This window comes from Nocardia mexicana NBRC 108244, from assembly GCF_001613165.1.
Lineage (GTDB): Bacteria > Actinomycetota > Actinomycetes > Mycobacteriales > Mycobacteriaceae > Nocardia > Nocardia mexicana.
Map to the genome: position 1 here is coordinate 110,506 of NZ_BDBV01000056.1, position 24,033 is coordinate 134,538.

The 24,033-nt window shown below is 66.5% G+C and carries 31 protein-coding genes and 1 pseudogene; 16 read left to right on the plus strand and 16 right to left on the minus strand.

The features are described from left to right. The first annotated feature begins 302 nt into the window (after positions 1-302). The gene (locus NM1_RS23385; protein WP_068023517.1) at positions 303-1,133 is read left to right on the plus strand and encodes a slipin family protein; all 831 of its coding nucleotides are present in this window, start codon (positions 303-305) and stop codon (positions 1,131-1,133) included. 49 nt (positions 1,134-1,182) lie between these two features. Next, complete coding sequence (locus tag NM1_RS23390; protein WP_068023520.1) at positions 1,183-1,464, plus strand: hypothetical protein; 282 nt, start codon at positions 1,183-1,185, stop codon at positions 1,462-1,464. A 60-nt stretch (positions 1,465-1,524) separates the two neighbouring features. On the opposite strand, the gene NM1_RS23395 is transcribed toward NM1_RS23390, so the two are convergent. Continuing rightward, positions 1,525-2,628 (minus strand): methyltransferase, encoded by a 1,104-nt coding sequence (locus tag NM1_RS23395; RefSeq protein WP_255286207.1) that lies wholly within the window; start codon positions 2,626-2,628, stop codon positions 1,525-1,527. Positions 2,629-3,363: 735 nt separating this feature from the next. Here NM1_RS23395 and NM1_RS23400 point away from each other — a divergent pair. Next, positions 3,364-3,918, plus strand: a complete 555-nt coding sequence (locus NM1_RS23400) for an Ntn hydrolase family protein (RefSeq protein WP_147288987.1) — start codon at positions 3,364-3,366, stop codon at positions 3,916-3,918. A gap of 55 nt (positions 3,919-3,973) precedes the next feature. Here the strand turns inward: NM1_RS23400 and NM1_RS23405 are convergent, their stop codons facing one another. Then, entirely contained in the window at positions 3,974-5,551 is a 1,578-nt protein-coding gene (locus NM1_RS23405) for an ABC1 kinase family protein (protein WP_068023525.1), read from the minus strand. Positions 5,552-5,883: 332 nt separating this feature from the next. Between NM1_RS23405 and NM1_RS23410 the strand changes: the two genes are divergently transcribed. Next, positions 5,884-6,861 carry a magnesium transporter gene (locus NM1_RS23410; protein ID WP_068023530.1) on the plus strand — a complete coding sequence of 326 codons (978 nt, stop codon included), beginning with the start codon at positions 5,884-5,886 and terminating at the stop codon, positions 6,859-6,861. Positions 6,862-6,903: 42 nt separating this feature from the next. On the opposite strand, the gene NM1_RS23415 is transcribed toward NM1_RS23410, so the two are convergent. Beyond that, positions 6,904-7,212 (minus strand): hypothetical protein, encoded by a 309-nt coding sequence (locus tag NM1_RS23415; protein ID WP_068023532.1) that lies wholly within the window; start codon positions 7,210-7,212, stop codon positions 6,904-6,906. A 77-nt stretch (positions 7,213-7,289) separates the two neighbouring features. Here NM1_RS23415 and NM1_RS23420 point away from each other — a divergent pair, with 77 nt between their 5' ends. Continuing rightward, a complete protein-coding gene (locus NM1_RS23420; RefSeq protein ID WP_068023536.1) occupies positions 7,290-8,192 on the plus strand; it encodes a universal stress protein in 903 nt (300 codons plus the stop codon). Between the two features lie 252 nt (positions 8,193-8,444). Here the strand turns inward: NM1_RS23420 and NM1_RS23425 are convergent, their stop codons facing one another. Continuing rightward, the gene (locus NM1_RS23425; protein WP_068023539.1) at positions 8,445-8,738 is read right to left on the minus strand and encodes a universal stress protein; all 294 of its coding nucleotides are present in this window, start codon (positions 8,736-8,738) and stop codon (positions 8,445-8,447) included. Positions 8,739-9,047: 309 nt separating this feature from the next. Here NM1_RS23425 and NM1_RS23430 point away from each other — a divergent pair, with 309 nt between their 5' ends. From NM1_RS23430 to NM1_RS23445, 4 genes and pseudogenes are all read left to right on the plus strand, one after another. Continuing rightward, complete coding sequence (locus tag NM1_RS23430) at positions 9,048-9,956, plus strand: universal stress protein (RefSeq protein WP_068023542.1); 909 nt, start codon at positions 9,048-9,050, stop codon at positions 9,954-9,956. Between the two features lie 34 nt (positions 9,957-9,990). Beyond that, positions 9,991-10,281, plus strand: coding sequence for a hypothetical protein (locus NM1_RS23435; protein ID WP_068023547.1), 291 nt, complete (start codon positions 9,991-9,993; stop codon positions 10,279-10,281). Positions 10,282-10,399: 118 nt separating this feature from the next. Further along, positions 10,400-10,759, plus strand: a complete 360-nt coding sequence (locus tag NM1_RS23440; protein ID WP_084519948.1) for a DUF1918 domain-containing protein — start codon at positions 10,400-10,402, stop codon at positions 10,757-10,759. Between the two features lie 216 nt (positions 10,760-10,975). Beyond that, positions 10,976-11,403, plus strand: a pseudogene (locus tag NM1_RS23445) (universal stress protein); the annotation flags it as partial. A 5-nt stretch (positions 11,404-11,408) separates the two neighbouring features. Here the strand turns inward: NM1_RS23445 and NM1_RS23450 are convergent. Continuing rightward, positions 11,409-11,669, minus strand: a complete 261-nt coding sequence (locus tag NM1_RS23450; RefSeq protein WP_084519949.1) for an amphi-Trp domain-containing protein — start codon at positions 11,667-11,669, stop codon at positions 11,409-11,411. Beyond that, positions 11,620-12,249 (minus strand): hypothetical protein, encoded by a 630-nt coding sequence (locus NM1_RS43090; RefSeq protein ID WP_068023567.1) that lies wholly within the window; start codon positions 12,247-12,249, stop codon positions 11,620-11,622. The genes NM1_RS23450 and NM1_RS43090 overlap by 50 nt, the downstream gene beginning before the upstream one ends. Before the next feature lie 276 nt (positions 12,250-12,525). On the opposite strand from NM1_RS43090, the gene NM1_RS43095 reads away from it, so the two are divergent. After that, entirely contained in the window at positions 12,526-13,608 is a 1,083-nt protein-coding gene (locus NM1_RS43095) for a CBS domain-containing protein (RefSeq protein WP_068023571.1), read from the plus strand. A 466-nt stretch (positions 13,609-14,074) separates the two neighbouring features. Here the strand turns inward: NM1_RS43095 and NM1_RS23465 are convergent, their stop codons facing one another. The 5 genes from NM1_RS23465 to NM1_RS23485 form a co-directional block, all read right to left on the minus strand. Further along, complete coding sequence (locus NM1_RS23465) at positions 14,075-14,392, minus strand: hypothetical protein (RefSeq protein ID WP_068023573.1); 318 nt, start codon at positions 14,390-14,392, stop codon at positions 14,075-14,077. A 49-nt stretch (positions 14,393-14,441) separates the two neighbouring features. Beyond that, positions 14,442-14,909 (minus strand): hypothetical protein, encoded by a 468-nt coding sequence (locus NM1_RS23470; RefSeq protein ID WP_068023575.1) that lies wholly within the window; start codon positions 14,907-14,909, stop codon positions 14,442-14,444. Next, complete coding sequence (locus tag NM1_RS23475; RefSeq protein ID WP_068023578.1) at positions 14,906-15,199, minus strand: hypothetical protein; 294 nt, start codon at positions 15,197-15,199, stop codon at positions 14,906-14,908. The genes NM1_RS23470 and NM1_RS23475 overlap by 4 nt, the downstream gene beginning before the upstream one ends. Before the next feature lie 205 nt (positions 15,200-15,404). After that, complete coding sequence (locus NM1_RS23480; protein WP_068023581.1) at positions 15,405-15,641, minus strand: hypothetical protein; 237 nt, start codon at positions 15,639-15,641, stop codon at positions 15,405-15,407. A 1-nt stretch (position 15,642) separates the two neighbouring features. Next, positions 15,643-15,837 carry a hypothetical protein gene (locus NM1_RS23485; protein ID WP_068023583.1) on the minus strand — a complete coding sequence of 65 codons (195 nt, stop codon included), beginning with the start codon at positions 15,835-15,837 and terminating at the stop codon, positions 15,643-15,645. Positions 15,838-16,092: 255 nt separating this feature from the next. On the opposite strand from NM1_RS23485, the gene NM1_RS23490 reads away from it, so the two are divergent. The 3 genes from NM1_RS23490 to NM1_RS23500 are packed head-to-tail and all read left to right on the plus strand — an operon-like array spanning position 16,093 to position 17,434. Beyond that, entirely contained in the window at positions 16,093-16,986 is an 894-nt protein-coding gene (locus NM1_RS23490; protein ID WP_068023585.1) for a helix-turn-helix domain-containing protein, read from the plus strand. Then, positions 16,983-17,189, plus strand: coding sequence for a DUF397 domain-containing protein (locus NM1_RS23495; RefSeq protein ID WP_068023587.1), 207 nt, complete (start codon positions 16,983-16,985; stop codon positions 17,187-17,189). The genes NM1_RS23490 and NM1_RS23495 overlap by 4 nt, the downstream gene beginning before the upstream one ends. Before the next feature lie 38 nt (positions 17,190-17,227). Next, positions 17,228-17,434, plus strand: a complete 207-nt coding sequence (locus tag NM1_RS23500; protein WP_068023588.1) for a DUF397 domain-containing protein — start codon at positions 17,228-17,230, stop codon at positions 17,432-17,434. Positions 17,435-17,841: 407 nt separating this feature from the next. Here NM1_RS23500 and NM1_RS23505 read toward each other — a convergent pair whose 3' ends face one another. From NM1_RS23505 to NM1_RS23520, 4 genes are all read right to left on the minus strand, one after another. Then, positions 17,842-18,609 (minus strand): hypothetical protein, encoded by a 768-nt coding sequence (locus NM1_RS23505; RefSeq protein WP_068023592.1) that lies wholly within the window; start codon positions 18,607-18,609, stop codon positions 17,842-17,844. Continuing rightward, entirely contained in the window at positions 18,602-19,417 is an 816-nt protein-coding gene (locus NM1_RS23510; RefSeq protein ID WP_147288988.1) for a hypothetical protein, read from the minus strand. The genes NM1_RS23505 and NM1_RS23510 overlap by 8 nt, the downstream gene beginning before the upstream one ends. 412 nt (positions 19,418-19,829) lie before the next feature. Then, on the minus strand, positions 19,830-20,195 hold the full coding sequence (locus NM1_RS23515; RefSeq protein ID WP_147288989.1) for a DUF6189 family protein: 366 nt from the start codon (positions 20,193-20,195) through the stop codon (positions 19,830-19,832). A gap of 34 nt (positions 20,196-20,229) precedes the next feature. Then, complete coding sequence (locus tag NM1_RS23520) at positions 20,230-21,513, minus strand: PucR family transcriptional regulator (RefSeq protein WP_068023614.1); 1,284 nt, start codon at positions 21,511-21,513, stop codon at positions 20,230-20,232. A gap of 222 nt (positions 21,514-21,735) precedes the next feature. Here NM1_RS23520 and NM1_RS23525 point away from each other — a divergent pair, with 222 nt between their 5' ends. Beyond that, entirely contained in the window at positions 21,736-22,041 is a 306-nt protein-coding gene (locus NM1_RS23525) for a hypothetical protein (protein ID WP_147288990.1), read from the plus strand. A 56-nt stretch (positions 22,042-22,097) separates the two neighbouring features. Here the strand turns inward: NM1_RS23525 and NM1_RS23530 are convergent, their stop codons facing one another. Then, positions 22,098-22,580, minus strand: coding sequence for a helix-turn-helix domain-containing protein (locus NM1_RS23530; RefSeq protein WP_068023619.1), 483 nt, complete (start codon positions 22,578-22,580; stop codon positions 22,098-22,100). A 196-nt stretch (positions 22,581-22,776) separates the two neighbouring features. On the opposite strand from NM1_RS23530, the gene NM1_RS23535 reads away from it, so the two are divergent. Both NM1_RS23535 and NM1_RS23540 read left to right on the plus strand, forming a co-directional pair. Further along, positions 22,777-23,421, plus strand: coding sequence for a TetR/AcrR family transcriptional regulator (locus tag NM1_RS23535; RefSeq protein WP_068023624.1), 645 nt, complete (start codon positions 22,777-22,779; stop codon positions 23,419-23,421). A 323-nt stretch (positions 23,422-23,744) separates the two neighbouring features. Continuing rightward, on the plus strand, positions 23,745-24,033 hold a 289-nt coding region (locus tag NM1_RS23540; RefSeq protein ID WP_157123990.1), incomplete at its 3' end, for an MFS transporter.

Below are 24,033 nucleotides of genomic sequence, written 5' to 3' on the forward strand. Positions count from 1 at the left end.
GGGAGTAGGGGCGTCGGGTGTTTTCCGAGCGCTGATCGGCTTGATGTCATCGGGACCAAAGTCCCGGCACTCGCCGGTGCATGAGGCGTTACCCGATGTGTTCTACGACCCGGGGTTCGGGCCCGTGCGGTACGACAACTCCACGGCCCGGCTCGGCGAATAACGCGCGCTGCTACGGCGGTGGCAGGTGTGCGGCCGCAGGTCGGTGACATTGGGCCCGACGGGTCCGGGACCACTGGTTCTGCCGTCGGGCCGGGATGGGGCTCGATCCTGTAATTCAGGCTGTCAGGAGGTGGAATGCGATGGTGCTCACCATAATTGCGGTGATCGTGCTCGTCGTGCTGATTGTGGCGGGGCTCTCGATTCGGGTGGTGCTCCAGTATCAGCGGGGCGTGGTGTTCCGGCTCGGGCGCGTGATCGGGGTGCGCGATCCCGGGCTGAACTTCATCGTTCCGGTCATCGACCGGATGCAGAAGGTGTCGATGCGCATCGTCACCAGACCGATCCAGTCTCAGGGGATCATCACCTGCGACAACGTGAGCGTCGATATCTCCGCGGTCGCCTATTTCCGGGTCGTGGATGCCCGCAAGTCCGTAGTGGTGATCGAGAACGTCCTGGCGGCAATCGATCAGATCGCGCAGACCACATTGCGCAAGGTAGTCGGCCAGCACGCTCTGGATCAGATTCTCGCAGAGACCGACACCATCAACGCCGACATCCGTCAGATTCTCGACACCACCACGCTGGAATGGGGTGTCGAGGTCACCCTGGTCGAGCTCAAGGACATTCAACTGCCCGCGGGCATGCAGCGCGCGATGGCCCGCCAAGCCGAGGCCGAGCGTGAGAAGCGCGCGAAAATCATTGCCGCCGAGGGGGAGTCACTGGCCGCCGCCGCGTTGGGCGAGGCCTCCGACACCATGATGGCGCATCCGCTGGCCCTGCAGCTGCGCAACCTGCAAACCCTCGTGGAGCTCGGGGTGGACAAGAACACCACCGTCGTCTTCCCGGCGCCGCTGATGAGCGCCATCAGCGACATCGGCGGCTTCTTCGCCCGCGAAACCGCCGCGGCCGCGAAACCCGGTGTCAGCCAGCCGATGCCGACACCCAACGGCACCCTCGAATCGGCATCGTGACACGACTCCGATAGACCGTCGCACGGTTCTGTGTGCGGGCCTGCTGCTCGTGGGCGCCACACTGCTGCCCTCCTGCGAGCGCGGTCGGCAACCGGACCTGATGCAGCCGACCGACGCCCGCGTCACCGCGGCCGAGAGGGCACGCGGAGGCACCGGCCGCACCAGCGCCTTCCGTATGACCGCGCAGTCCGGCCCGATCGATCTGGGCGGTCCCGTGGTGTCCAGCTGGAGTTACGGCGGAATCCTGCCGGGGCCGTGCACATGGATGGGATGCCACATCCTGTGCGTATACAAGATCAAAATCGACAATCGACGCTCGGGTCGCTCATGAAGGCGGCGGTTGCCAGGTTCCGGGCCGGTGAGCCAGGGCCGTTAGCGAATCACCAGTCCCTCATGGCCGCCGGTCCCCGAGACGTCCTGGTTTGGTGCCGAAGACCATGGAGGTTGGTCCGATCAGGTGGCGGTGTTTGACCCGTGTGAAGCCCGCCTCGCGCAGCCAGGTGGCGCATTGGGTGGTGGTGGCTTCGAAGCCTTCCCGAGTTTCGAGCATGATGTTCAGACTGGACAGCGACCGAATCAGGTTGCGTCGGCGGCGGGGGTTGATCATCGCGTCGTAGATCAGCAGCGCGCCGCCGGGCGGGAGCGTGTCGTAGGCCTTGGTGATGAGGGTGCGTCGGGTGGTTTCGCCGTACCCGTGCAGGACGTGCCCGAAGCTGATGACCTCGGCGGCCGGTAGTTCACCGCTGTGCATGTCGCCGGGGATGAAGCGGATCCGGTCGGCGAGCCCGAACGAGGCGATGTACTCCTGGAAGATCGGCTCGACCGCAGCCAAGTCGTAGCTGGCGCCGGTCAGGTGGGGATGAGTGAGCGCGACCCGCACCGGCAGCGCCCCCTGAGCGGCGCCGACGTCGACGAAGGTGCGGAATCGTCTCCATGGGAACCTGGCTGCGATCATCATCGCCTCGCCGGTCGCGATTCCTGTCATGCCGGACAGGAATTCCCGCAACGCCTCCGGATCGCGGTAGAGAGTGGAGAAGAATTCGTTGTCTCCGCGCTCCTCGACGGCTTCGGGCGCGCCGGTACGCAACAGATCAGGCAGCCCGGACCACAGGCTGTAGAGGCGCTTGTTCGACAGTTCGAGAATGCCGCCGATGTAGCTGGCCTGGGCTTTGTCAAGGAACAGCGCAGCGCGACGGGTGTTGGCATAGACCCCGCCGCGGCCCCGACGCAGCAGTCCCATCTCGACGAGGGTGTTGAGGAAGGGGCCCCTGGCCCGCGAATGCCACCCCAGCCGCTCGCCGAGCGCCTGTTCGGTCAACGGACCGGCCGTAAGCAGCGTGAACAGGTCGAACTCGACGGCGGTAAGAACCACCTGCGCCGACCAGAACGACATCCCGTCGGTCAACACTCGCTGGGGATCGACCAAACGCCGAAGCACGCCACCGGTCATACGGCCCTGGAAGGCCCGCATCAACCACAGATCGCGCCGATCCACAGCTCGTAGGCCTCGCACCGATCCGGCGGATTCGGCGATGTCACGGTCGGCCAGATCGGGGGAAATGGCAGCGGCCTCGATTTTGTCCATTGGTTGTGGCACCTTTGGCACTCCTCGGTCGAACTGTCTATCCGCCAGTAGGTGGCCTGGCGAACAGCTTCCCTGTGGTTTTCCTCGGCTCCTGCGAGCTCGCCCTCCCTTCCACCCTTCGGAATCCGCGACACGCTACATGCCACACGTCCCTTTCCCGGTACTGGAGATAGTCGCCCACCACCACCGTCACCGGTTCCAACCAACTGGCGACCGTCTCACGAAAGATATTGCAGCAGAACACTGTTGGGTAAAGTGGGGCGGCGGAACTGCATGTTCACCACAATGGGTGGCCATCGAGCGGCACATCGGCTACGGGTCCGCCAGTGGTATCCGTGGACTCGTCCGGACTGGGCGCCACAGCCAGAGCGCACGGCAGGACCGCCGGGCGTCCGCGCCCAAACGAGAATCACGAAAAACGCACGGCGGCAGACACATTCACCTCGCGCATCGCAAGGGTCTTGCCGTTACGACGGCGTCACGATCGAATTGGGACAGGGTCAGACTCTTGACAGGCCCGTCGTGGGCCCGTGAATGCGTTCCGAAAGGCAATGCCGCCCGGTGACCTTCGGTCCTTGGGGCGGACACCCGGGGAGCAGATCATCGACCCATGACACGAAACGGCTCGATGGCGTGGAGGCCGCGATGACTACGAAGTACCGGACGCCGAGTCTCGGCGCGACCGCGGTACTGCTGGCCCTGCACCTGCCGGTCGGGTTGCGGCGCACGATCGGTGAACTGCGGTACGAGGGCCATCTCTCGGGGCGGCACATCGCACTGCCGGTGGCCTTCGTGCGAGCCGATGGCACCGTGATCGTCCGGGTCGCCCGCGCCGCGACCAAGACGTGGTGGCGCAATTTCCGTACGCCGCATCCGATTTCGATTCGAACCGGCCGGACATGGCTGGCCGGAACGGGCCACGTGGTGATGCCCGGATCGCTCGAACACGAACGGACGGAGGCGATCTACCAGCAGGCACACCCGCGTGACCAGGTGTCGGCGCTCGACCCGTACGTGGTCATCGACGTGAATCCCGGTGCGGCACCGCACACCTCGACCACAACCCACCTGTGGCACCGCTGGTTTGTCGCCGTCACGCTGGGGGAGTTCCTCGGCTTCGTCGCCCCGGCCATGGCGGCGACCACCGGCGCCTTCCTGATCCGAATCGTGGAGCCCAGGCACCTGATGGCGCTGGGCTGACCGGTCACGGCGAACCCTGACGCGGATCGCCGCCGCCGGCCACTCCGGCACGCAATCACTTCGGGATTGTGGCGCGGAGTTGGCGAACCAACCATTCACCGGCGGCGAAGGTGGCGACGGGTTCCAGCCAGTTCCTCGGTGTGGGCAAGGTGATCGCCGTGGGCAGCTCTTCGATTCCCCTGTGCAGTACCGTACCTGCCAGATCGAGCACCATATCGGGCAGATCGAGAGCCAGCGCGAGATAGTCCAGGCGCTGCTCGGACCAGGTCGCGATGAGATTCCCGGGGGTCGGCAGCAGGGCGAACAACAGCTGCGGCAGCAGTGGGCGGAACAGCGTCGACAGATCCAATTCCGGCCGCACCACCCGCGCGGTGGACTCGAGGGTGACCAGCGCTCGGCACAGCAGCATCAGTTCGCGGGGGAACACGATGCCGAACGCGCCGCCGAGTCCGAGGTCGCGCAGGAGCAACTGGGCCGCCGTCATCCCGGATTCCGCCTCGTACCAGTCCTCCACCAATTCGGCTACGGCATCGTGGAATCCGTGTGGATCCGCGCCCGGGCGCAACGTGCACAGCCGCAGCAGCTGGTTTCCCACCGCGTTGTAGTCGCCGCTGATCAGTGCGAGAAGCATCATGCCCATGCGGCGGCGCTGACGACGGTCGAGACGGCCGAACATGCCGAAGTCGAGCAGGCACACCCGGTTGTCGGGCAGCAGCAGGATATTGCCCGGATGCGGGTCGGCGTGAAACAGGCCGTCGGTGAACAGCTGCCGCACCATCCAGCTCGCCCCCGCCGCGAGCACCTTGTCCGCGTTGATCCCCGCCTCGGCGAGTTGTTCGGCCGGGGCGGGTTCGGAACCTTCGATGAGATCGGTGGTGAGCACCCGGGCCGTGCTGAGATCGCGGTGCACCCGTGGCACCACGAGCCGTTTGTCATGTGCCGCATTGCGCCTGACCTGTTCGGACACGGTTGCCTCGCGGCGGAAGTCGAGTTCGCGGGTGGCGTAGGTGCCCAGTTCGTCCACCGCATCGGTAGGGCGGAACGCCAGTGTGCCGGGCCGGTGACGCTCCACCTGTCCGGCGATCCAGCGCAGCAGGGCGAGGTCGCGGGCGATCAGCTCGGCCACCTCCGGCCGCTGGACCTTGACGGCCACCAACCGGCCGCCGGGCAGCTGTGCCCGGTGCACTTGTGAGAGGGAGGCCGCGGCGAACGGCTGCGGCTCGAACTCGGCGAATGCCCGGCCGAGGGGGACACCCAGCTCCGCCTCGACCGTGGCGCGCGCGGTCGCGGCGTCGAACGGGAGCGCCTGCGCGTGCAGCCGCTGCAGCGCCTGCGCATACGGCAGCGGCAGGTAGTCCGGCCGCAGCGCCAGCATCTGTCCGGCTTTGACGAAGGTGGGGCCCAGCTGCTCCAGTACTTCCCGGATACGTTGCGGCAGCGGACGATCCAGTGCCATGTGATGTTCGCACTGGGAGAGCCCGGCCGCGCAGTGCATGCGGCAGCGCAGCGATCCGCACTCGCGCACCCCGAAAGCATCTGTGAGCCAGTCGGTTTCGTTGGTCCACAGGACCGCGGCGATCTGGGACATGCGGGTCAGCCGCGCCCGGTATCCCACCCTGGCGCCGCCGGTCATGGTGGGCCGCCCGGCCCGGTGGCCCGGCCGTCTGTGACCGCGTTCATACCCGAACTGTCGCAGCGGACACCGGGCGCGGTCCAGGGGACTTGGGCTCGGCCGCGGGGGCCGATGGACCCGATACTCGGTCTGCGGAAATCGTCGGTACGGGCGGCTCTCCCCGTGCCGGTGACAAGCGGCCGCACGATACGGCCCGGCGGCCTGGTCGACACATGTCGGAGAGGGCGGCGGGGGTCGGTTCCGACGTGAAGCGCGATGGGACCCTGGGGAGTTCCGGCATGTCGGGAACTCAGGCCCTGGTGCGTCGCGGCGGCCGGAGATAGCGTGCGCAGGTGGAATCAGTTCTTCCGACCGCCGAAATCCTCGAGACGGCGGCGGCGCACGCGACTCGCGATGTGCCGATCGCGGCTCCCGGGGAACGGGTCGACGACGTCTTCGCCCGGATCCGCGACCGTCGGTTCAGCAGTGCCGCCGTGGTTGCGGTGTGCGACGGCGGCCGCCTGGCCGGGCTGATCACGATCGAGAACCTGCTGGCGGCCCCGGGGGACGCCACGATCGGGGACATCATGGATGCGCATCCGCCGACCGTGGCCGGGCACCGGGATCAGGAGGAGGCGGTGTGGGAGGCGTTGCGGCACAACGAACCCGGCCTCGCGGTGGTGGACGGCGAGGGACGCTGGCTCGGCGTGATCCCGCCGCAGCGATTGCTGTCGGTGCTGCTGCAGGAACACGACGAGGATGTGGCGAGGTTGTCGGGTTACCTGTCGTCCACGGCGAGCGCCCGGACCGCGACCGAGGAACCGGTGGGGCGGCGGCTGTGGCACCGGCTGCCGTGGCTGCTGGTAGGGCTCATCGGCGCGATCGTTGCGGCGGCCGTCGTCGACGCCTTCCACGCCCAGCTGGAGCGCGAGGTGCTGGTCGCATTCTTCGTCCCCGGGATCGTCTACCTCGCCGACGCGGTCGGTACTCAGACCGAGGCGCTGGTGATTCGCGGTTTGTCCGTCGGAGTGGGGATCCGTCGAATCGTGTACCGCGAAGCGGTGACCGGGGCACTGATCGGACTGCTGATCGCGATCGTGGCCTATCCTCTGACACTGCTGTTCTGGGGTAATCAGGAGGTATCGCTGGCGGTGTCGGTATCGCTGCTCGCCGCCTGCTCCGTGGCGGGGATGGTGGCGATGGCGCTGCCGTGGTCGATGGCGAAGATGAAAGTCGATCCGGCGTTCGGGTCGGGTCCACTGGCGACCGTCGTGCAGGATCTGCTGTCGATTCTGGTGTATTTCGCCGTCACCGCCGTGATCGTGGGGTGAACCGGCGCGCCGCCGATGGGCGCGGCGTCTCGGCCGGCACTGTCATGGCCGGGAAATCACGATGAGTCCCGCCACCACACAGACCGGCTGCAGCCAGCTGAACACCTCGATCGTGTAGATCTGCACGATGATCCAGCCGACGAGCAGGGCACCGCCGTTCATGGCCACCGCCGGCCCGCGCGGATCACGACGGGCTGCGAGCAGAGCAGTCACCGTCATCGGGATACCCACGATCAGCACGAGCGCGACGGCGCCGAATACCGGGCTGGCGAAGGGAATTCGGTCCTCGACGGTGGCGCCGAGGCCGATGGCGCCGGTCGGCGACCGAGGGTTCGAAGGCCGCAGGTCCACCCACCGGACGACCTTGTTCTCTGGGCGGGTGCACCGGCGGACGGGATGCTCGAACCGACACCGACAAGGGAGGCATCATGGCCGAATCTGCTACACCCGCCTTCGATCCGAGCAACCCGCCGATCGTGACGGCCGTGGACGGCTCGGCCATTTCGTATCAGGCGGTCGCGTGGGCCGCGATCGACGCCGAACTGCGGTGCTGCCCGCTGCACATCGTCACGTCCTGCGCGCTGCCGGCCGGGTACGGATTCGGAGGTGGGCTGGGCGAGCGGGAGGTGGAGTGGGTGCGCGACGACGCGCAGCGAGTGCTGACCGAGGCGACCCGGATCGCGCACGACGCCGTGCAGGGCGACACGATCTCGATCACCACGGAGCTCACCTTCGAGCTGATCATCCCCACAATGATCGATCGCTCCCGCGTGGCGCGGATGGTTGCGGTCGGCGATCGTGGCAGAGGCGCCCTCGGACGCGCCGTTCTCGGATCTGTGAGCACCGCGCTGACCCGGCACGCGCACTGCCCGGTCGCGGTCGTGCACGGCAGTTCCCAAGCCGATGCGGTGTCGGCGCGCAAACCGGTGGTGGTGGGCGTGGACGGCACTGCCAACAGCATGCCCGCGGTCGAGATGGCGTTCGAGGAAGCGTCACACCGCAAGGTCTCGTTGATCGCGGTCCATGCCTGGAGTGACATAACGGGTTACGATCTGCCCGTGCCCGGCTGGGAGGAGATCCGGACATCCGAGGAAGTCCAGTTGGCTGAGAGCCTGGCCGGTTTCGGTGAACGATTTCCCGACGTCCCCGTTGAACGGGTCGTGGTGTGCGACAGGCCGTTTCGATCGATCCTGGAGTACGCCGAAGGCGCCCAATTGGTCGTGGTGGGAAGCCACGGTCGCGGCGGGTTCGCCGGTATGATGCTCGGCTCGACGAGTACGTCGGTATTGCACACGGCCGAGTGCCCGGTCATCGTGGTGCGCGAGCGATGAACTCGGGCATCCGGGTGAACCCGACAACGTAACCGGTCCGAAAGACGTTGACGGGCAGCAACGATGCGGCCTTGACGGTGCGGTCAGCCATGCTGTTCAACCGGCGGCCGGCGACTGGAGCGATATGGCGGTGATCCTGTTGGTGATCATGGTGAACACCGGCGTCGGGGTGGGACAGGAACTCCTTGCCGCGCAAGCGATCTCGGCGCTGTCACGGTTGCCCGCCCCGTCCGCGCGGGTGATCCGGGGACGCTATGGAGCAGGAGATACCCGCCGCGGACGCCGTGGTCGCCGACCTGCCAGATGCTCTGCCCGATAGACGATTTCGCGTCCGCGGGTACGGGCGGCGTCGGCTGCGAGGGCGGCGGTGACCGCGTAGGCGCCGATGCGGGCCGGGTTCATGCCGTGCGCGATCTGCAGCGGGCGGCCCCGCCGCTCGGCGAACTCTGCTGCCCACCGCAGTGCGGTCTCGGCGTCCGGTGAGCCGTCGACACCGACGACCACCGGGGCGATGGCCGGTTGGTGCGGATCGTCGTGATAGGTCATGAGTCGTCCTGGGAGACAGGCGTTTTCGCGGTGCCCGTTCCGGGCGGCCGACCTCACCGTGCGATCCCTCGCACCCGGTCGGATGCTGCCGACCATCACCGCGTCCCGAGGACGAAAGCCCCGGATCCCGCGATGGGTCTCGGGCAGTGGGCCGACGCTGCCCCTCGGCCCGGTGTGCGGTGACCTTCGGCCCTCTCGGAGAGGCGGCGGATGGCGGATCCTGAATGCGACATTCGTGCCGAGGATGGCGGCGCGGCAGCCGTCACATTGTGCACAACCAGTGCCGAAGCTACCGGGTGAGGACACGGCATGACTGAGCAAACCGCGTCGCGGGCAAGGGAATTGGAGAAGCCGATCATCGCGGCGGTCGACGGGTCGGCGGTGTCGTATCACGCGGCGGCCTGGGCCGCCGTCGACGCCGCGCTGCACGGCTGCCGGTTGCACCTGGTCACTTCGGCTGCCCTGCAGACCGGATACGGCCCGGCGCCGCTGGTGACCGACAAGGACGTGGAGCTGCTGCGCCGCGACGGCGAACGAGTGCTGACCGAGGCGAAACGGATCGCCCGCAACGCGGCCTCCGGCGATACGGCGGAGATCAGCACCGAGGTGGTGTTCGACCCGGTCATCCCGCACCTGATCACGACGTCGCGCGAGGCGCGGATGCTCGTGCTCGGCAGCCGCGGGCTCGGATCGCTGCGGCGCGGACTGCTCGGATCGGTCAGCTCCGCGCTGATACGGCACGCCCACTGCCCGGTGGCCATCGTGCATTCGACGTCGGCGACCGATACCGTCTCGATCGGCAAACCGGTCCTGGTCGGTGTGGACGGCACCCGCAACAGCGAACCGGCCGTCGCGTTCGCGTTCGAGGAGGCGTCCCGGCGCAAGGTCGGCCTGGTCGCATTGCACGCCTGGAGCGATATGACCGGCCCGGTCGTGGTGACGGAGGGCTGGGAACGCGACGCGGAGGAGGTCGTGCTGGCCGATAGCCTCGTCGGCTGGAGCGAACGGTATCCGGACGTCTCCGTGCGGCGAATCCTGGTGCACGACAGGCCGGTCCGGGCATTGCTGGGCGCAGCCGAGGATGCCCAGTTGGTCGTCGTCGGCAGCCACGGCCGGGGCGGATTCGCGGGAATGCTGCTCGGCTCGACCAGTGCCGCGCTCGTCCAGTCGGTGGAATGCCCGATCGTCGTCGTCCGCGAACGCGCCACCGAGGTCTGAGTACCGAGAATGCGGCGACGACAGCACGCGATGGTTGGGCGGTACCGGTGAGGGCCGCGGGCGGGAGACCCACTCCCGCAACGACCGGATCGCCCGGCATCGTTCGCGCGGTGAGGCGGAGAGGCCGCTGCTGTCGCTGGCCGGGCTCCTGTCGTTCGGGCTGGTGTCCGGGGTGTTCCTGGCTGTGTCGCGGTTCCCGCAGCGCGGTGTGGGCGCGCTGGCCACCATCGTGCCCGGCCCCGGGCGGCGGCTGACGCTGCACGGCCGCGACGTTGTGGAGTATCGCGGCGACGTCTGGGGTGGCATGAAAAACGCCGCGGGGTAAGGGCTTTCACGGAGTTCTGCCAGACGGCACCGAAGCCGTGGACCAACGGCCCTGGCCGGGTGGGCGCAGCGTCACGACCATCCAATTCAACACTGGATCACGATGAGGAGCGCCCGTCATGCGAGCGAAACCGGGAGACTGGCTGGTCGTGGTGGGCCGCGCGGTCGGGGGAGCCGTGCGTCACGGCCTGATCGAGGAGGTGCGCGGCGCCGACGGTGGACCGCCGTTCCTCGTGCACTGGTCGGACAACGGACCTCACGCCCTGACGTTTCCGGGCCCCGACTCCACGTCCTCACCGCCGAGGAACTGCACGCCCAGGAGCAGTCCGCCGAAGCGCGATTCCTGTCGGCACACGAAGGTCCGGCACGGTGAAGCCGAAAGGATCCCCATGGACGCAATGTGGCTCATCCCGCTGATCGCGGTCGCCAGCTGCGTGATCATCGTGGTCGGCTTCATCACGGGTTTCCCGAAGCAGTGATGCCCCGCGGCGATCGTCGTTCCGGCGCGACATCCGCCCGGCGTGGCCGGCGGAAGGCTTTGGGCCTGTGAGCTGCGGGGCTTCCGGCAGCAGCGTCCACGTCGGTGGATCTCTACGCTCGAGGGGCAACTCGACACATGAGACGAGTTCCGCAGTCCGCGAAGGGAGTTCGCGATGGCGCATTCACCGGCCGATGTACACCACCTCGTCTCGGCACCCGTGGTGGTGGGAATCGACGGCAGCCCGGTCAGCGGGCGGCCCTCGGTGCGGCGTTCGAGGAGGCGTCGGAGCGGGGCGCCGAGTTGGTCGCGGTCCATGTCTGGAGCGACCTGGACCTGGGATGGATGGCCGACAAGCTCGACCCGCCGGTGCCCGTGACGGACGTGGGCGAGATGGAACGCGCGATACTGGCCGAACGGATGGCCGGTTGGTCGGAGAAGTATCCCGATGTGCGAGTGACACGGCGGAAGTACCTCTCCGATCCCGTGACGGTGCTGCAGCATTGGTCCGGGTCGGCGCAGTTGGTGGTGGTCGGCAGTCGCGGCCGCGGCGGATTCCTGGGAATGCTTCTGGGCTCTACCTCGAATTCTCTTGTGCAGCATGCGAAGTGCCCGGTGATGGTCGTACATCCCGAGAAGCCGTAGGCGGACTACCGCCGAACGACGGCGGGAACGCGTTCTTCGGGCATCCACCGGAACTCGATCTCGAACTTCATTCCACCGTCGCTGGTCGACTTGATCTCCAGTTCACGGTGGATCTGGTGCGGCACGGCGATCTCGACCGCGGTCTCGTCGATGCCGTAGTCGAGATCGCGGCCGGTTTCGAGGCGGCTCGCGAGCCGATGCAACTCGGCTGCCAACTCACCGCGGGTCAGGGTGCAATGGTTCTCGTAGATCTTTCGATTCGACATGGCTGCCAGTAGACAGGGCGGCTCTGTGCGAGGGGAGGGCACGAGTGCCTTCGCGGGGCGTACCGAAGTCCCGCCCGCGCCGCCCTCTCGAGGTGATCGCCCGGAGGATCATCCAGCCGACCACGAAGCCGGTGAACAGAGCGATCATCGTCGTCGCCACGTGGCTGGGTCGGCCGCGGGGATACCCACGTCGCGGCCGCGGGGCGCTATCGGACACCGAGCGCGGCAGGATCGAGGTGACGATCAAGTGGGTCAGTTCGCCGTCGCCGTCGCTCGACCGGATCACGGAGGTGTCGAACCCCGGCTGCCACAGCCAGCAGTCCTGTGGCAAAGGCGGGAGATCGTCGCGGTTGCCGGGGCGCGTCGGGTGAACGGCGATCCGGACGACGTGGTCGGTGCCGTCGTCGATCGCGGGATCGTCCTCGGCGGTCGGTATCACCACCGTGCCCGTCGCGGTCAACAGGCACACCATCGGCATCGGTGTCGCGCCGTCGACCGAGAGATCGGCGATGTGGGAGCTGGTAGGTCCGCTGATTCGAGCGGTGGTCAGCAGTGGGCGAGCATTCTCGGTGAACTCCATCGTGTTCCCCCGGTTGTGCGAAAACTGTTCCTATGGTTCAGGATTCGCCCGGCGATCGGTATCGCGCCAGGGCCCTTCGCACTCGGTATCGCGGTCGATGGGACCTGCCTCTTCCGTGATCCGCACCGCTCGCCGGCGGGCGGATCCTTCGCGTGGCCCGCTCTGCGTGATCCGGCCCGCCGATCTGGGACACACGACCCGGCACCCCGCCGACCTTCTTCTCTGGGCAGCACAACCCGGATGGGCGAGGCTCGATGTGATGCGCAGGAGGAACGAATGATGTTGCACAAGACGGTCGCCGATGTCATGACCCGCGACGTGGTGAGCGTGCGGGTGGACACCCCGTTCAAACACGTGATACGTACGCTTGCCGAGCACGATGTGAGCGGGGTTCCGGTGCTGGATCGCAAGAGATACGTCGTGGGCATGATCAGCGAGGCGGACCTGCTGGATCGGCAGGCTTACCTCGGCGGGGGAAGGCGTGCGATCGCCTGGTCCGTGCTGCGGCGCAGGGAATTCGCGCGCAAGCGCGACGCACGTACCGCGGCGGATCTGATGAGCACGCCGGCGGTGACCGTCGATGTCGATGCCCGGGTGACCGCCGCCGCGGCAGTGCTGGCCCGTGGCGGCGTGAAACGGGCCGCGGTCGTCGACGATCGGGGTGTGCTGGTCGGCATCGTCAGCCGCAAGGACCTGCTGTCGGTATATCTGCGTTCGGATGCGGAACTGGCCGACGAGATCCGCACCGAGGTGCTGGAGAAGGCGGTGTGGCTCGCGCCCGCCGAGGCGACCGTCGAGGTTCGCAACGGGGTGGTCACGCTGCGCGGAGTGGTCGAGCAGCGGGGCACGATCGGTATCGTCACCGCGCTCACCGATGTGGTGGACGGCGTGGTCGAGGTGCACAACGAGATCGTCGCCGACACCGCGCGCGACCTCATGCACCACGGGGTGCGCACCGTCGCTGAGGGCGTTTCGGTCGCCGAGGCGGCGCGGCGGATGCGCGATTTCGGTGTGGGTGCGCTACCCGTGCAAGACAGTTTCGGGGTGCCGATCGGAATCGTCACCGACCGGGACCTGGCCGTGAAATGTGTTGCGGCGGGTCTGAATCCGCAGCAGACCGCGGTCGGGTCGGTCGCGACGGATCCGCTGGTCACCGCCGATGCGGACAGCCCCGTCGCCCATGTGCTCGATGTCATGCGTCGGCACCGTATCCACCGCCTGCCGGTGCTCGAGGACAACCGGCTGATCGGGATCGTCACCGAGGCCGATCTGGCACGCAGTCTGCCCCCGCGACTGTGCGGGGAGCAGGCTAAGGCGTTGAACGCGCAGGCGCGGAACGAGGTACGCGCCACCGACTGATACCGGCAGCGACGGGCCGTCGGTCGCAGGGGCTGCGATGGGGGAAGCTTCGAGTTCGTCGTGCTGCTGTTCTTCGCTACCGCTGCACTGATCACAGCGCGTAAGACCTGGGCCGGGGTAACCAATGTCGTGCAATTGCGGCGCTCGCACAACAGGCAGGCCCAACGACCCGCTTGACCCGCGTGCTGTCCGTTTGACCGTCTCCACGCCGAGGGCTACCGTGTTCCGCATGAACACCTCCAGCCCTGCTGGAGGAAGGCGTACCGTGTCGGGGTCCCACTCCGGACACAGTGTATGTAACTCACGGTTACAGATAACCTCCGATCCTCGGGTCGGAGGTTTCTCGTTTCGGGGTCGTCGTGACGGCGCGGATCTCACACCAGGATCGGTTCGGTCCTTGTCGCGATTTACCTCGACGCCTCGGACGGCACTGGTAAGTGGTCGAGCGCACGGCCGTCGCTGAGGATCACCCCACCTCGTTGCCGGTCGGGGTGCCCGCCGTGGGTGTCTTCCGTTGGAACAGCGCAATTGCGAAGCACAGCACCGTGATCCCGAACGAGCACAGCAGCAGGCCGCTGAACTGTGCCTCGCCGTCGGTGTCCGGGCTGCGTGCGGAACGCGAGGAACCGGCAACGACAGCGCTGGGATCGACGATCGCGTGGATCCCGCCGACCAACAGGACTATCGCAACAAGGACCAGGACGATGCCGCCGGTGATGCGCCCGGCGGTACGGCGTGGCGGACCGGCGTCTCGGGCGTGTTCGGAGTCATCGGGCGCAGACATGGCCCGCAAGATATCAGCGCCTGCCCCGGTTACGCCTTCTCACAGGTGATCAGGAGCCGTATCGGGTGTGTGAGTCGGGTCGGACGGTGATCGGAAGTCGGCGGATTCCGCGAGTTACCTTGTCGGCCAAGGTGTCGTAGTCGTCGGCGAGAGTGTTCAGCAGGAGCACGGCCTCGTCGTGGGCGCCGGTGTCGTCGGCGTGGGTGATGTGGGCGTCGACGCAGTGCCAGGCCAGGTGGTCCACGAGGGTGCCGATACTTTCGGCGTGCAGGGGTGCGTCGTCGTGCGGCACCGGCGTCACGAACAGCACGTATCGGTCGATGGACAGCACCAATTGGCTTCGCTGCCGATCGACCTCGCCAGTCGTTGCCGGTGGAGTGCGTAGCCGGTGCCGGTGCAGGATCGCAAGTTCGCTCGCGGCCTCCAGCATCGGGTGACGGCTGTGCGGCATGCCCCGCAGCGCGGCCAGCAGCAGGTCTTTGCTCGGCAGTCCGAGCGTACCGAGTCCGGTGTTCACCGTGTGCTGTCTTCACGGCCGGTGGGATACCGGTGATGTTCGACAGTGACGGGTGATTCCGTGTGGTCGGCCCAGACGATGATCTGGAACATGTCTCGCTGATTGGCGAACGACATGTGGGAGAGGTACCACTTGACGATGTCGTGCTGCCTGTCGAATTCATGTGCGTCCATAGCTGTTTCGTGATGCTCGGCGATCCAGGCCCGGAACGCGTCGTAGTCGTCGGGCAGCTGGAAGTGGCAGCGGTGTCCCGCGAGCCGGGTGTAGACATGCGCGAGTCTGTTCACCATTTCCTCCGGAGAGTCCTTCTGTGAGTTGCGATTCGAAGTCTGGCCTCGGTTACGCGCCGGGTGGCCTTGATACTTCCCGTCATTCCGGCACGCTCTTGGCCGGAATCCATTAGCGACGTGTGGATCCCGGCCAAGAACATGCCGGGATGACGGGTTGGAAAACATGTCGGGATGACGGGCTGGCGACTCGACTGCGGCTGGAGTATCAGGAGTGGGCCGTCCCCGGCGCGGCGTACTGCGGGCCGCAGACGGGGCAGTCCTCGGGTAGATCGGTCGGGTGGAGATGCCCCATGTCGATCAGCAGAGTCCAGCAGCCGCGCAACATTTCACACGCGTTCAACGTGCACTCGCTGTGCAGGCCGCCGTTGATCTCGTGATGCATCTGAGCCGGTGACATCGCGTGTGCGGGATACCGGTGCAGGACGGGATCGGGGGTCGGCATGTCAGTACCCCATCGCCGTGCGGTCGCGGTGCGAGTCCGGGGCGAGCTGCCCGGCATCCACCAGACATCGTTTCGCTTGCCGCTTGACCGGGCAGGCCAGCGTCGGGCAGTCGATATGGCTGCGCATGATCACGTGCGCGTAATCGGTTGTCATCACAGGCAATTCGCGGTGATCGGTGATCGGAAGGCCGTACATGGGCGCTCCAGGTTCGGGGAGGTTGGATGGTGTGCCCGGTAGCCGGGGCCTGGCCGCGAAGGGGCGGATCGGAGCGGGTGGTACGTCCCGGCTACCGGGGTAGGACCAGTAGTACTCCGAGCGGGGGTGCGCTGGAAACATCCAGTCGGACAAATTCGATTGGTTCGCTCCATACTTCTGTACGGATGCCGTCATATGGACACCGCCGCTTGAATCCGTTCAGTTGCTGGACTATTGGATAGCGAGGCTTACGAAATGAGCGAGATCGGAAGTACCCTGGCGCGCCGAGCCTTGGGCCGCGAACTGCGACGAATGCGCACAGCAAACGGTCTTACGCTGGCCGAGGCGGGCCGAGCTGCGGAGACCTCTCCCCAGTCCATCAGTCGCACCGAAGACGGGATGTCGACCCGTGTGACGCGCCTGCAGATGAATGCGTTGTGCGACCTTTTCGGAGCCACCGATGCGGAACGTCGGATGATGATCGGGTTGGTCGATGAGGTGCGGAAGGCGCAGAAAAACAAGGGTGGCTGGCGGCGCGGCTATGCAGACGAGATTCACTACGACTTCGATCATTACTTGGGCCTGGAAGATGCAGCGAACCGTATAACCGCTTGGAATGTTACAAGCCTGCTGGGGCTCCTTCAGACACCCGCTTATCGGCGGGCCCTGGCATGGGCCGAGTCCCCAAGTGCGCCACCAGAGCAAATCGAGAAGCGCATTGAATGGGCAACCCGAAGGCAGGCCCTGCTGCTCGAAGACAAGCGTCTGGACGTGGATGTCATCATGTCGGAGGCTGTCATTCGCAATCAGATCGGTGGGCCAGTAGTCATGGCTGACCAGTTGCAGCATCTCTTGAACATGCTGGAGTTGCCCAACATTTCGTTGCGCATAGTGGGGTTCGATGAGCCGAGCCCGCTCGGGTTGCTGTCGGGTTCGTTCATCCTGTTGGAGTTTCCGCCGCTTCCGCAGTCCAAGCTCACCGAACCGCCTGTTGTCTATGTCGAGGAGTACGCAGGCGACCTCTTCCTGGAGCAAGAGGCTGATGTGCAGCGATATCGAAATGCGCTCCGCGACATCACACGTGTAGCGTTGAGCAAGGATCAGACCAGGCAACTGATCCTGGATGTAGCAGAGGAGTATCCCGCGTGAGCGTCGACCTATCCGGGGCAAAGTGGTTCAAGTCCAGCCGCAGCAGCTCGACAAGGGAGTGCGTCGAGGTCGCCCACCTGAACGGTGGCCACGTCGGTGTGCGGGACTCCAAGAACCAGTCCGGCCCGGCGCTGATCTTCAGCCCTGCGGAGTGGGATGCCTTCACCGCTGGCGTGCAGGATGGCGAGTTCGACCGGGCCTAGCCACGCGAAACGTTGGCGGTAGCAAGGAGTGTGAGCACGTGAGCACCGACCTTTCTGGGGCCAAGTGGTTCAAGTCCAGTCGCAGCGGCTCGCAGAAGGATTGCGTGGAGGTTGCGCACCTGGACGGGGGCATGGTGGGTGTGCGGGACTCCAAGAACCAGTCCGGCCCGGCGCTGATCTTCACGCCTGCGGAGTGGGATGCCTTCACCGCCGATGTGCAGGGCGGCGAGTTCGACCGCGCTTGATCTTGCCCGCTCCGGTGATGGTGCGCGTCATCATGCCTCCCCTCGCAAACGCGCGGTGCAGGCGTGCACTATGGCTTCGGCCGCGGCGCTATTGACGACCGTCACCCGCGCGCTCCCGGCGCGATACGACCTGGCGGCGATGCCCTCCATCGCGAGTGCTGCCGCAATGTGCGGGCCGGGGGAGATGCAGGAAGTTCGCGTGACTTGTCTGGTGTGCGAATGCCGTTGCGCCGCAAGCGTTCGCCCTCGCTCCGCCGCGATATGATTGTACGCGAATGCACCTCACCTTCGGTTCGGGCCGGTGTGGACGCCGCCCGCAGCACACTGGTCGAGTTGGTGAAGGCGGTGGCTTTGGGCCGGTTCGACGATGTGGGGCCGGGTGGCCGATGGCTCATTCGCGGTCCGGCTCAGCGGATGCCGACGCCCTCCCCAACGGTGGCGAAGGGTATTCCTCGGTTATCCAGCTCGATCACCTGATCCGCACCGTCGATGGTGACGAGCAGGCGGATCTTCCAACGAACCACATTGGTTCCGGGGTGTTTTGCACGCAGCTCGACCGGCTGTACCTCCCCAGGGGCGAGCACGATGCTGAACCCTCCTGGTACGACACCATCGGGGAGGGGATCCGGGAGCGCGTCTGGGGAATCCATTCCCTCGGATGGGGTATCGGACAATGTGGCTCTCCAGCGTTGCGGCTGCCGCTGCGGTGCCGAGCCAGGCAAGGAATCCGGCTTGCACTCGATATTCCGGGCACCGGCCACGCTCTCGCTCGAGATGGTGTCGAACAGGATGATTTTGACGTCCACGACGGCGTGGCGGATAGCTCGTATCTCGAATCCTACGGAGTACTCGTTGCTTCGTGCGACAACTGTTTCGGCTAGAGCGGGCGAGTTGGAAACTTCGGCGCAGCGCGCATTCTGGTCGACGGTACTGTCGTTCGCCGAATCGACGACGGCGAGCCGCGGACCGATGTACGCCGCGCTGAACTGCACGCTGCGGGACTCGTCAGCCGACCTGTCGCCGGGCTCGCCCGTGGTCGACCCTTCGTGTGCGCCTGCACCCGGCTCGTTGCCGCCGTTGGCAACCAGGACGGCCATGACGACGCCGACGACGACTCCCACCGCGAGCGTTGGCACCAGGATTCGTGCGAGCCCACGCATTCCGGGCTTACCCATGACCGCTCACAATCTTGGTTGGATCTATCGGTTCCAAGCGGGCCATACCCGCCGATACCTTGTCGTCCGGGCCGGTTTCATGCAGCCCCGCTCCGTAGGAGGTCGACCGCCCGGTGATGCGGAACGGCCGGGAACTCGGGCGTATGGGAACATCGATCTGCTCCTGCCCGTCGACGAATAGTTCCAGTAGGATTTCGAATTCGGTGCAGGGTTGCTTCGATTCAATTCGCACGTCGATGGCTTGGACGGCCTGTGGGCTGAGCGTGATCTGATTCGTCGGGAAAGGGTCACCCAATGTTCCGGTGGCAGTATCGAGCGCTCGCAGTGCCGGTCGTTGACTGTCGAGATTGGCTCCTGCCCTGGGAATCTCGCTCATCTCGCCACCGGAACCGCCTTGGACGGTCCCCATGATGACGGTTCCGTTCAGTGGGCTGCTCCGGCGGAGGAACCGGACGGATGCCGACTCGATGACGATCGATCGCCGCAGGTTTGTGATCATCAGCCGGAATACGATGCCATCGACCCAGGCGCCGCCGTTGTCCAGGACCCAGTTCTGTCGTTTCTTGGATTCATGGAGCTGGCCGAACCAGTCCGGCATTTCGATGTCGCTCGGGAGCGCCATCAAATCACCGCCGAACCCCTTCTCGCCCAACACCTTGAATGCGACAGCCGATCCCTGCATCGCGGGAAGTTCCCAGTCTTGGCGGTCCTGCTCTCGCTGCTCGGCCTTGTCGGCCACGAGAGCCGACCGCATCGCCCAATAGGTGCCGCCGATGGTGGCAGCGAGCGCGGTGCCGGCGATGAGCACGTTGCGTCGATTCCACACGTCGCCCGCAGCAGACTTCGTGGATCGTTCTCGTGCGCCCGAGTTCGATATCTCCGGAGGGTCCGCCGATGCCGTCGGTGGTGCTTGATCCGACGGTACCTTCGGCGCGACGGGCGGTGGTGGCTGTGGATCTCGATCCGGTGCCCGACTGCTCGACTGACCTTCCGGCTCGGGCATCTTCGCAGGCACTATGAGCCTCCCCCCATTTCCAATGGACCGCGCAGCCGGGTCGAGACCTCACACTACAACGATCTCGCTGCTCGCGGACGGAGATCGGTGCACGGCAAATTCGTTGCGGCCCAACGTAGAACCGGTTACAGCCGACAGTCGCGGGCGGGTGCTGGCAGCTGCGGGCCGACCGGCGACGAGATACCGCGGTCCGGCGCCTCGGCAATCAGGTGACGACGAGCTTCGACACGTCGTTGTCCAACGAGGCCCTGGCCCGGGAGCTGACCTCAGCACTCGCCGACCGCGACAGGTATCCGAACACGACGTCGAGGTCGTTCACGTCGGCGGCGGTGACCGGGATCCGGTGCTGCCGCAGCAGTGCGACCAGATCCTCCAACGCGATCTGCCACTCGCCCGCTCCGGAGTTGCCCAGGATCGAATCCGCGTAGCGGCGCAGGAGCGGATCGTCACCGAGTGAGTCGACGAGCCGCTCGATCACGGACTCGCTGGTGGTGATGAACTCGTCCAGCTCCACGGTTGCCTCTCGGAATGTCGAACTGAGGACCGGCGCCGACGCTCCATTCGGAGCCATGCGAAAACCGTTCTCGCCGAACTTGGTTCGGTCGTCATCGAGGACGGATCGGCTCCGTTCGCCGGGTGGGGGGTGGCGTGTTTGCGGGGCGGTGGGTCGGGTTGGTGTAGGTGTGGGCGACGAGTGCGGATTGCAGATACCACTGGCCGACGGGGTTGGTGGGGTCGCAGCCGGTGAGTTGTTTGATGCGTTTGAGCCGGTAGTCGACGGTGTTGGTGTGGAGGTGGAGGTCGCGGGCGGTTCGTTGCCGGTTGAGGTCGTTGGCGAGGTGGGTGCGCAGCGTTTGGAGTAGTTCGGGGTGGTTGCCGAGCGGGGCGAGCAGGGCGCCGAGGGCGTCGCGGCCGGGTCCGGGGCGGGTGATTTGGTATTCGGCGGCCAGGTTGTGCATGCGGTGCAGGCCGGGGCGGGTGTGGAGGTGTTGCACGGTGTCGAGCAGCTGGTGGGCTTCGGTGGCGGCTTGCGGGACCTGTTCGGGGTCGGCGTCGACGACGGTGGCCGTGAGGGGGACCAGCGCGGCGGCCGACAGGGTGTCGACGAGGGCGTCGAGGTCGGTGTCGGCGATCGTGGTGGTGGGGATGAGGACTGTGCCGCCGTCGACGCTCAGCAGCGACAGCACGCCGTTCCCGCAGCGGGTTGCCAGAGCGGTCTGGACGCGCCGGAGCTTGCGGCGTGCGACGATGTCGCGGTCCAGGGCGGGGTTGTGTTCGTCGGGGTGTGCAGGGATGGACAGGGCCAGTACGTGATACGCGTCGGCGATGTCGATGCCGCATTCGCGGGCCATGGTGGAGGTGGGGTGCCCGGAGAGCAGGGCGGTGGTGAGGGTGTGGACGGCGTGGTGGTGTTCGGCGACGGCGGCGCGTTGTTCTTTGACGTAGGCGTCGGAGATGGCGACGGTGATGGTTTCCAGGACGTCGAGTACACGGCGGGCGGTGTGCTTGACGCCGTCCAGGTCGGCGGGGGTGGCGTGGGCGTAGACGAGGTCGGTGCCGAGCCGGAAACCCTCGTGCACGGCGCGGTGGATGGTGCCCAGCGGGATGCCTTCGCGTGCCCATCCCGCGGCGGCGTCTTCGAGGCGCCGGATCTTCTCGGGGACGTCGGTGCCTTCGTACATCGCGACCGCCAGTTCCAGGCAGAGGCGGGTGGCGGAGGTGAAGTCGCCGGACACGGCATCGGTGGGCATGGTCCGGCATGCCACGACGGTATCGACGAAGTGCCCCACCATCTTCCGGGACAGGCTGCGGACGTCGCTCAGCGGTGAGGTGACCGGTCTTCCCGATGCCAGCACCGGTCGCTCGGCCGTGCGGGTGGTCTCGGTCATGATCGGGACTCCTTTCCAGCGCCCGTGTCATCCGGCCACGGGAGGATTTAACGTAACAATGCGGGGTGTGGGTGTTTAGGAATCTCGACAGTGACTGGGACCGGATGGAAGTAGCTGCACAGTGGGATGTGATGCGGCACAAAACCCTGGTGCCGGAATGGGCGACTGACCAGTAACGCTTACCGTGGTAGCAGGGCTGGCCTGCAGCGGGAGGTGGTACACGTGTGCACGGATCCGGATCTGTGCCGGTCGAGTAGCGGTGAGGCCGCGGCGGCATCCGATTCGGCGATGGCGGCGGGATTCCGCCTCGCGCTCACTCTGGTCGGCGCCGCCGAGGAGGCGGGCGGGGTGACCCTGAGATGGCTCGAGGATGCCGCGGCGCGATGTGCGGGGCTCGGGATTCCGATCGACGACGTGCACGCCATGGTCGCCGAAGGGCTCCAGACCGGACCCGGTGGTGGCGATGCGCCGACCTGGCTGCGAGATACGCTGCGCCACACCGTTACCCGCGCCTACCGGCACGCGTGAACCGCGACTTCTCGGCCGGCCGCGCAGAACGGGCCCGGCGGGCAGGGCCGGCGGGCTCATCGGCGGAGGGAGTTCTCGAAGTCGTCGCGACGGTGGCGGATCAACCCGTTGCGGACCAGGATCCGGTGCACGGTGATCTGCGACGGCACCGGTGCGACACCGCGGTGGTCGAGCTCGTGGCGGATGCGCCGAGCACTCCATCGGCGATGCCGGCGGAGCTCGCAAATCGTGGCTTCGACATCGGGGGCGATCCGGGTCGGGCTGCGATGCGGTCGCCGGGACCGATCACGCAAGCCGTCCAGCCCGGCGCTGTCGTACCGCTTGACCCACTTGGCCACCGTTTGCCGCGTCACCCCGTGCCGGGCGGCGACCTCGCCCGGAGGCTGGCCGTCGCGGACCTCGAGTACAGCGCGATATCGCTGCTCCCACAATATCTTTCGCGGTATGACCTCGGGCCGGTACCGGCGTGGGCCGATGAGGTAGAGGCCGTCGACCGCTGAGATCGGCTGTGTCGTGGCCAGTGCTTCGCTGGTGGTCATGGACAGCCCTTTCGGGAAGTCGGGCGGGTTTCCTGGATCGTGCGGCCGATGCCGCAGGCGTCGCCGATCGCCGCCACCGTGCCGCGCGGATACGTGCTGTCATTGCAGGTCGGGCATTCTTTCGTCACTCGTGACATGAGATCATGTCAAATGTGCCGTCTAGTATCACACGATGTAGCGACTAAGGAAAGGGCCGATGAACCGGGACTCCAGCACGGCGCCGACGGGCCGGAGGTATGCCGGACTCACTCCCGCCGAGCGCACCGAGCAGCGGCGGGCCGCCATATTGGCGGCGGCGTTGGAGTTGTTCGGTACCAAGGGGTATGCGAACAGCCCGGTGAAGCAGATCTGCCAGGAGGCGGGCCTGACCGAGCGATACTTCTACGAATCCTTCGCCGATCGCGAGGACTGCCTCGCCGCGCTGTACTCCGGAATCGCCGAGGAGATGCGCGCGGTGACGGTGGCGGCGGTGCAGGAGGCGGCGCCCGATCTCGACGCCGTCACGCGTGCGGGACTGGCCGCATTCATCGGCTATCTCACCGACAGCCCCCGGCGAGCGCGGGTGGATTTGATCGAGGTCGTCGGTGTGTCCGAGGCGATGGAGCAGCGTCGGCATGCGGTGCTCGGCGATTTCACGGAGATCATCCTGGCGACGTGGGCGGCGTCGCGGGGTAGGGCGGTGACGCCGCACTTGCGGTCGATGGCGGTCGTGCTGGCCGGTGGGGTCAACCATCTGCTCGTCGACTGGTTGATGGGCGGCAGGCAGCAGAGCCCGGCCGAGCTCGTCGAGGCCTGCGCGACCATATTCTCCGCGGTCCGCGTACGCGTCGACGCGCTGTGAGTCGATCCGCCGGAATCGCCACTCGGACCACGTCGCCCTGTCCAGCCCGCAGCGGCACACCGTATTCGTCTGGGCGGCAGTGATTCTCGCGTCGACTCGCTCTCGGTTGTTTCGAGACCGTTGTCGGGCGGCTGGCCCGACTTCGTGACGGGGAGCCGCAGCACGGTCCGTGGTCGTCGCCGACGGTCGATGCTGCGGCGCAAGGTCTTTCGTGATCCTTCCTTGCAGCGTAATCGACCACTCCACCCACGCAGTGCGGCAGTTGCTTCGTTAAGAAACCATTGAGATTGCCTAGCCGACCATTTGGTCTGTAGGGTGGAGATATGGCGACCTCTCATGTCACTGGTCCCAGCTCGTCGCGCCGGTGGGCAGGGCTCGGGATGCTCACGCTCGCGGTGCTGCTGCTCGCGATTGACGGCACAGTGCTTGCGCTGGCGATTCCCGCGCTGACCGCTGACCTCGAACCGTCGTCGACGCAGATCCTGTGGATCGGTGACATCTATGCGTTCGCGCTGGCTGGGCTGCTCGTGGTGATGGGGAACCTGGCCGATCGGCTCGGGCGCAAGCGGCTGTTGATGATCGGTTCGATCGGGTTCGGCCTCTCTTCCCTGG

What these genes read in the sequence shown, in the direction of transcription:
- NM1_RS23385 (WP_068023517.1), top strand. Translation starts at nt 303, where the DNA reads ATGGTGCTCACCATAATTGCGGTGATCGTGCTCGTCGTGCTGATTGTG.
- NM1_RS23400 (WP_147288987.1), top strand. Translation starts at nt 3,364, where the DNA reads ATGACTACGAAGTACCGGACGCCGAGTCTCGGCGCGACCGCGGTACTG.
- NM1_RS23405 (WP_068023525.1), bottom strand. Translation starts at nt 5,551, where the DNA reads ATGACCGGCGGCGCCAGGGTGGGATACCGGGCGCGGCTGACCCGCATG.
- NM1_RS23420 (WP_068023536.1), top strand. Translation starts at nt 7,290, where the DNA reads ATGGCCGAATCTGCTACACCCGCCTTCGATCCGAGCAACCCGCCGATC.
- NM1_RS23425 (WP_068023539.1), bottom strand. Translation starts at nt 8,738, where the DNA reads ATGACCTATCACGACGATCCGCACCAACCGGCCATCGCCCCGGTGGTC.
- NM1_RS23430 (WP_068023542.1), top strand. Translation starts at nt 9,048, where the DNA reads ATGACTGAGCAAACCGCGTCGCGGGCAAGGGAATTGGAGAAGCCGATC.
- NM1_RS23440 (WP_084519948.1), top strand. Translation starts at nt 10,400, where the DNA reads ATGCGAGCGAAACCGGGAGACTGGCTGGTCGTGGTGGGCCGCGCGGTC.
- NM1_RS23450 (WP_084519949.1), bottom strand. Translation starts at nt 11,669, where the DNA reads ATGTCGAATCGAAAGATCTACGAGAACCATTGCACCCTGACCCGCGGT.
- NM1_RS43090 (WP_068023567.1), bottom strand. Translation starts at nt 12,249, where the DNA reads ATGGAGTTCACCGAGAATGCTCGCCCACTGCTGACCACCGCTCGAATC.
- NM1_RS43095 (WP_068023571.1), top strand. Translation starts at nt 12,526, where the DNA reads ATGATGTTGCACAAGACGGTCGCCGATGTCATGACCCGCGACGTGGTG.
- NM1_RS23465 (WP_068023573.1), bottom strand. Translation starts at nt 14,392, where the DNA reads ATGTCTGCGCCCGATGACTCCGAACACGCCCGAGACGCCGGTCCGCCA.
- NM1_RS23475 (WP_068023578.1), bottom strand. Translation starts at nt 15,199, where the DNA reads ATGGTGAACAGACTCGCGCATGTCTACACCCGGCTCGCGGGACACCGC.
- NM1_RS23480 (WP_068023581.1), bottom strand. Translation starts at nt 15,641, where the DNA reads ATGCCGACCCCCGATCCCGTCCTGCACCGGTATCCCGCACACGCGATG.
- NM1_RS23485 (WP_068023583.1), bottom strand. Translation starts at nt 15,837, where the DNA reads ATGTACGGCCTTCCGATCACCGATCACCGCGAATTGCCTGTGATGACA.
- NM1_RS23490 (WP_068023585.1), top strand. Translation starts at nt 16,093, where the DNA reads ATGAGCGAGATCGGAAGTACCCTGGCGCGCCGAGCCTTGGGCCGCGAA.
- NM1_RS23505 (WP_068023592.1), bottom strand. Translation starts at nt 18,609, where the DNA reads ATGGGTAAGCCCGGAATGCGTGGGCTCGCACGAATCCTGGTGCCAACG.
- NM1_RS23515 (WP_147288989.1), bottom strand. Translation starts at nt 20,195, where the DNA reads ATGGCTCCGAATGGAGCGTCGGCGCCGGTCCTCAGTTCGACATTCCGA.
- NM1_RS23520 (WP_068023614.1), bottom strand. Translation starts at nt 21,513, where the DNA reads ATGACCGAGACCACCCGCACGGCCGAGCGACCGGTGCTGGCATCGGGA.
- NM1_RS23530 (WP_068023619.1), bottom strand. Translation starts at nt 22,580, where the DNA reads ATGACCACCAGCGAAGCACTGGCCACGACACAGCCGATCTCAGCGGTC.
- NM1_RS23535 (WP_068023624.1), top strand. Translation starts at nt 22,777, where the DNA reads ATGAACCGGGACTCCAGCACGGCGCCGACGGGCCGGAGGTATGCCGGA.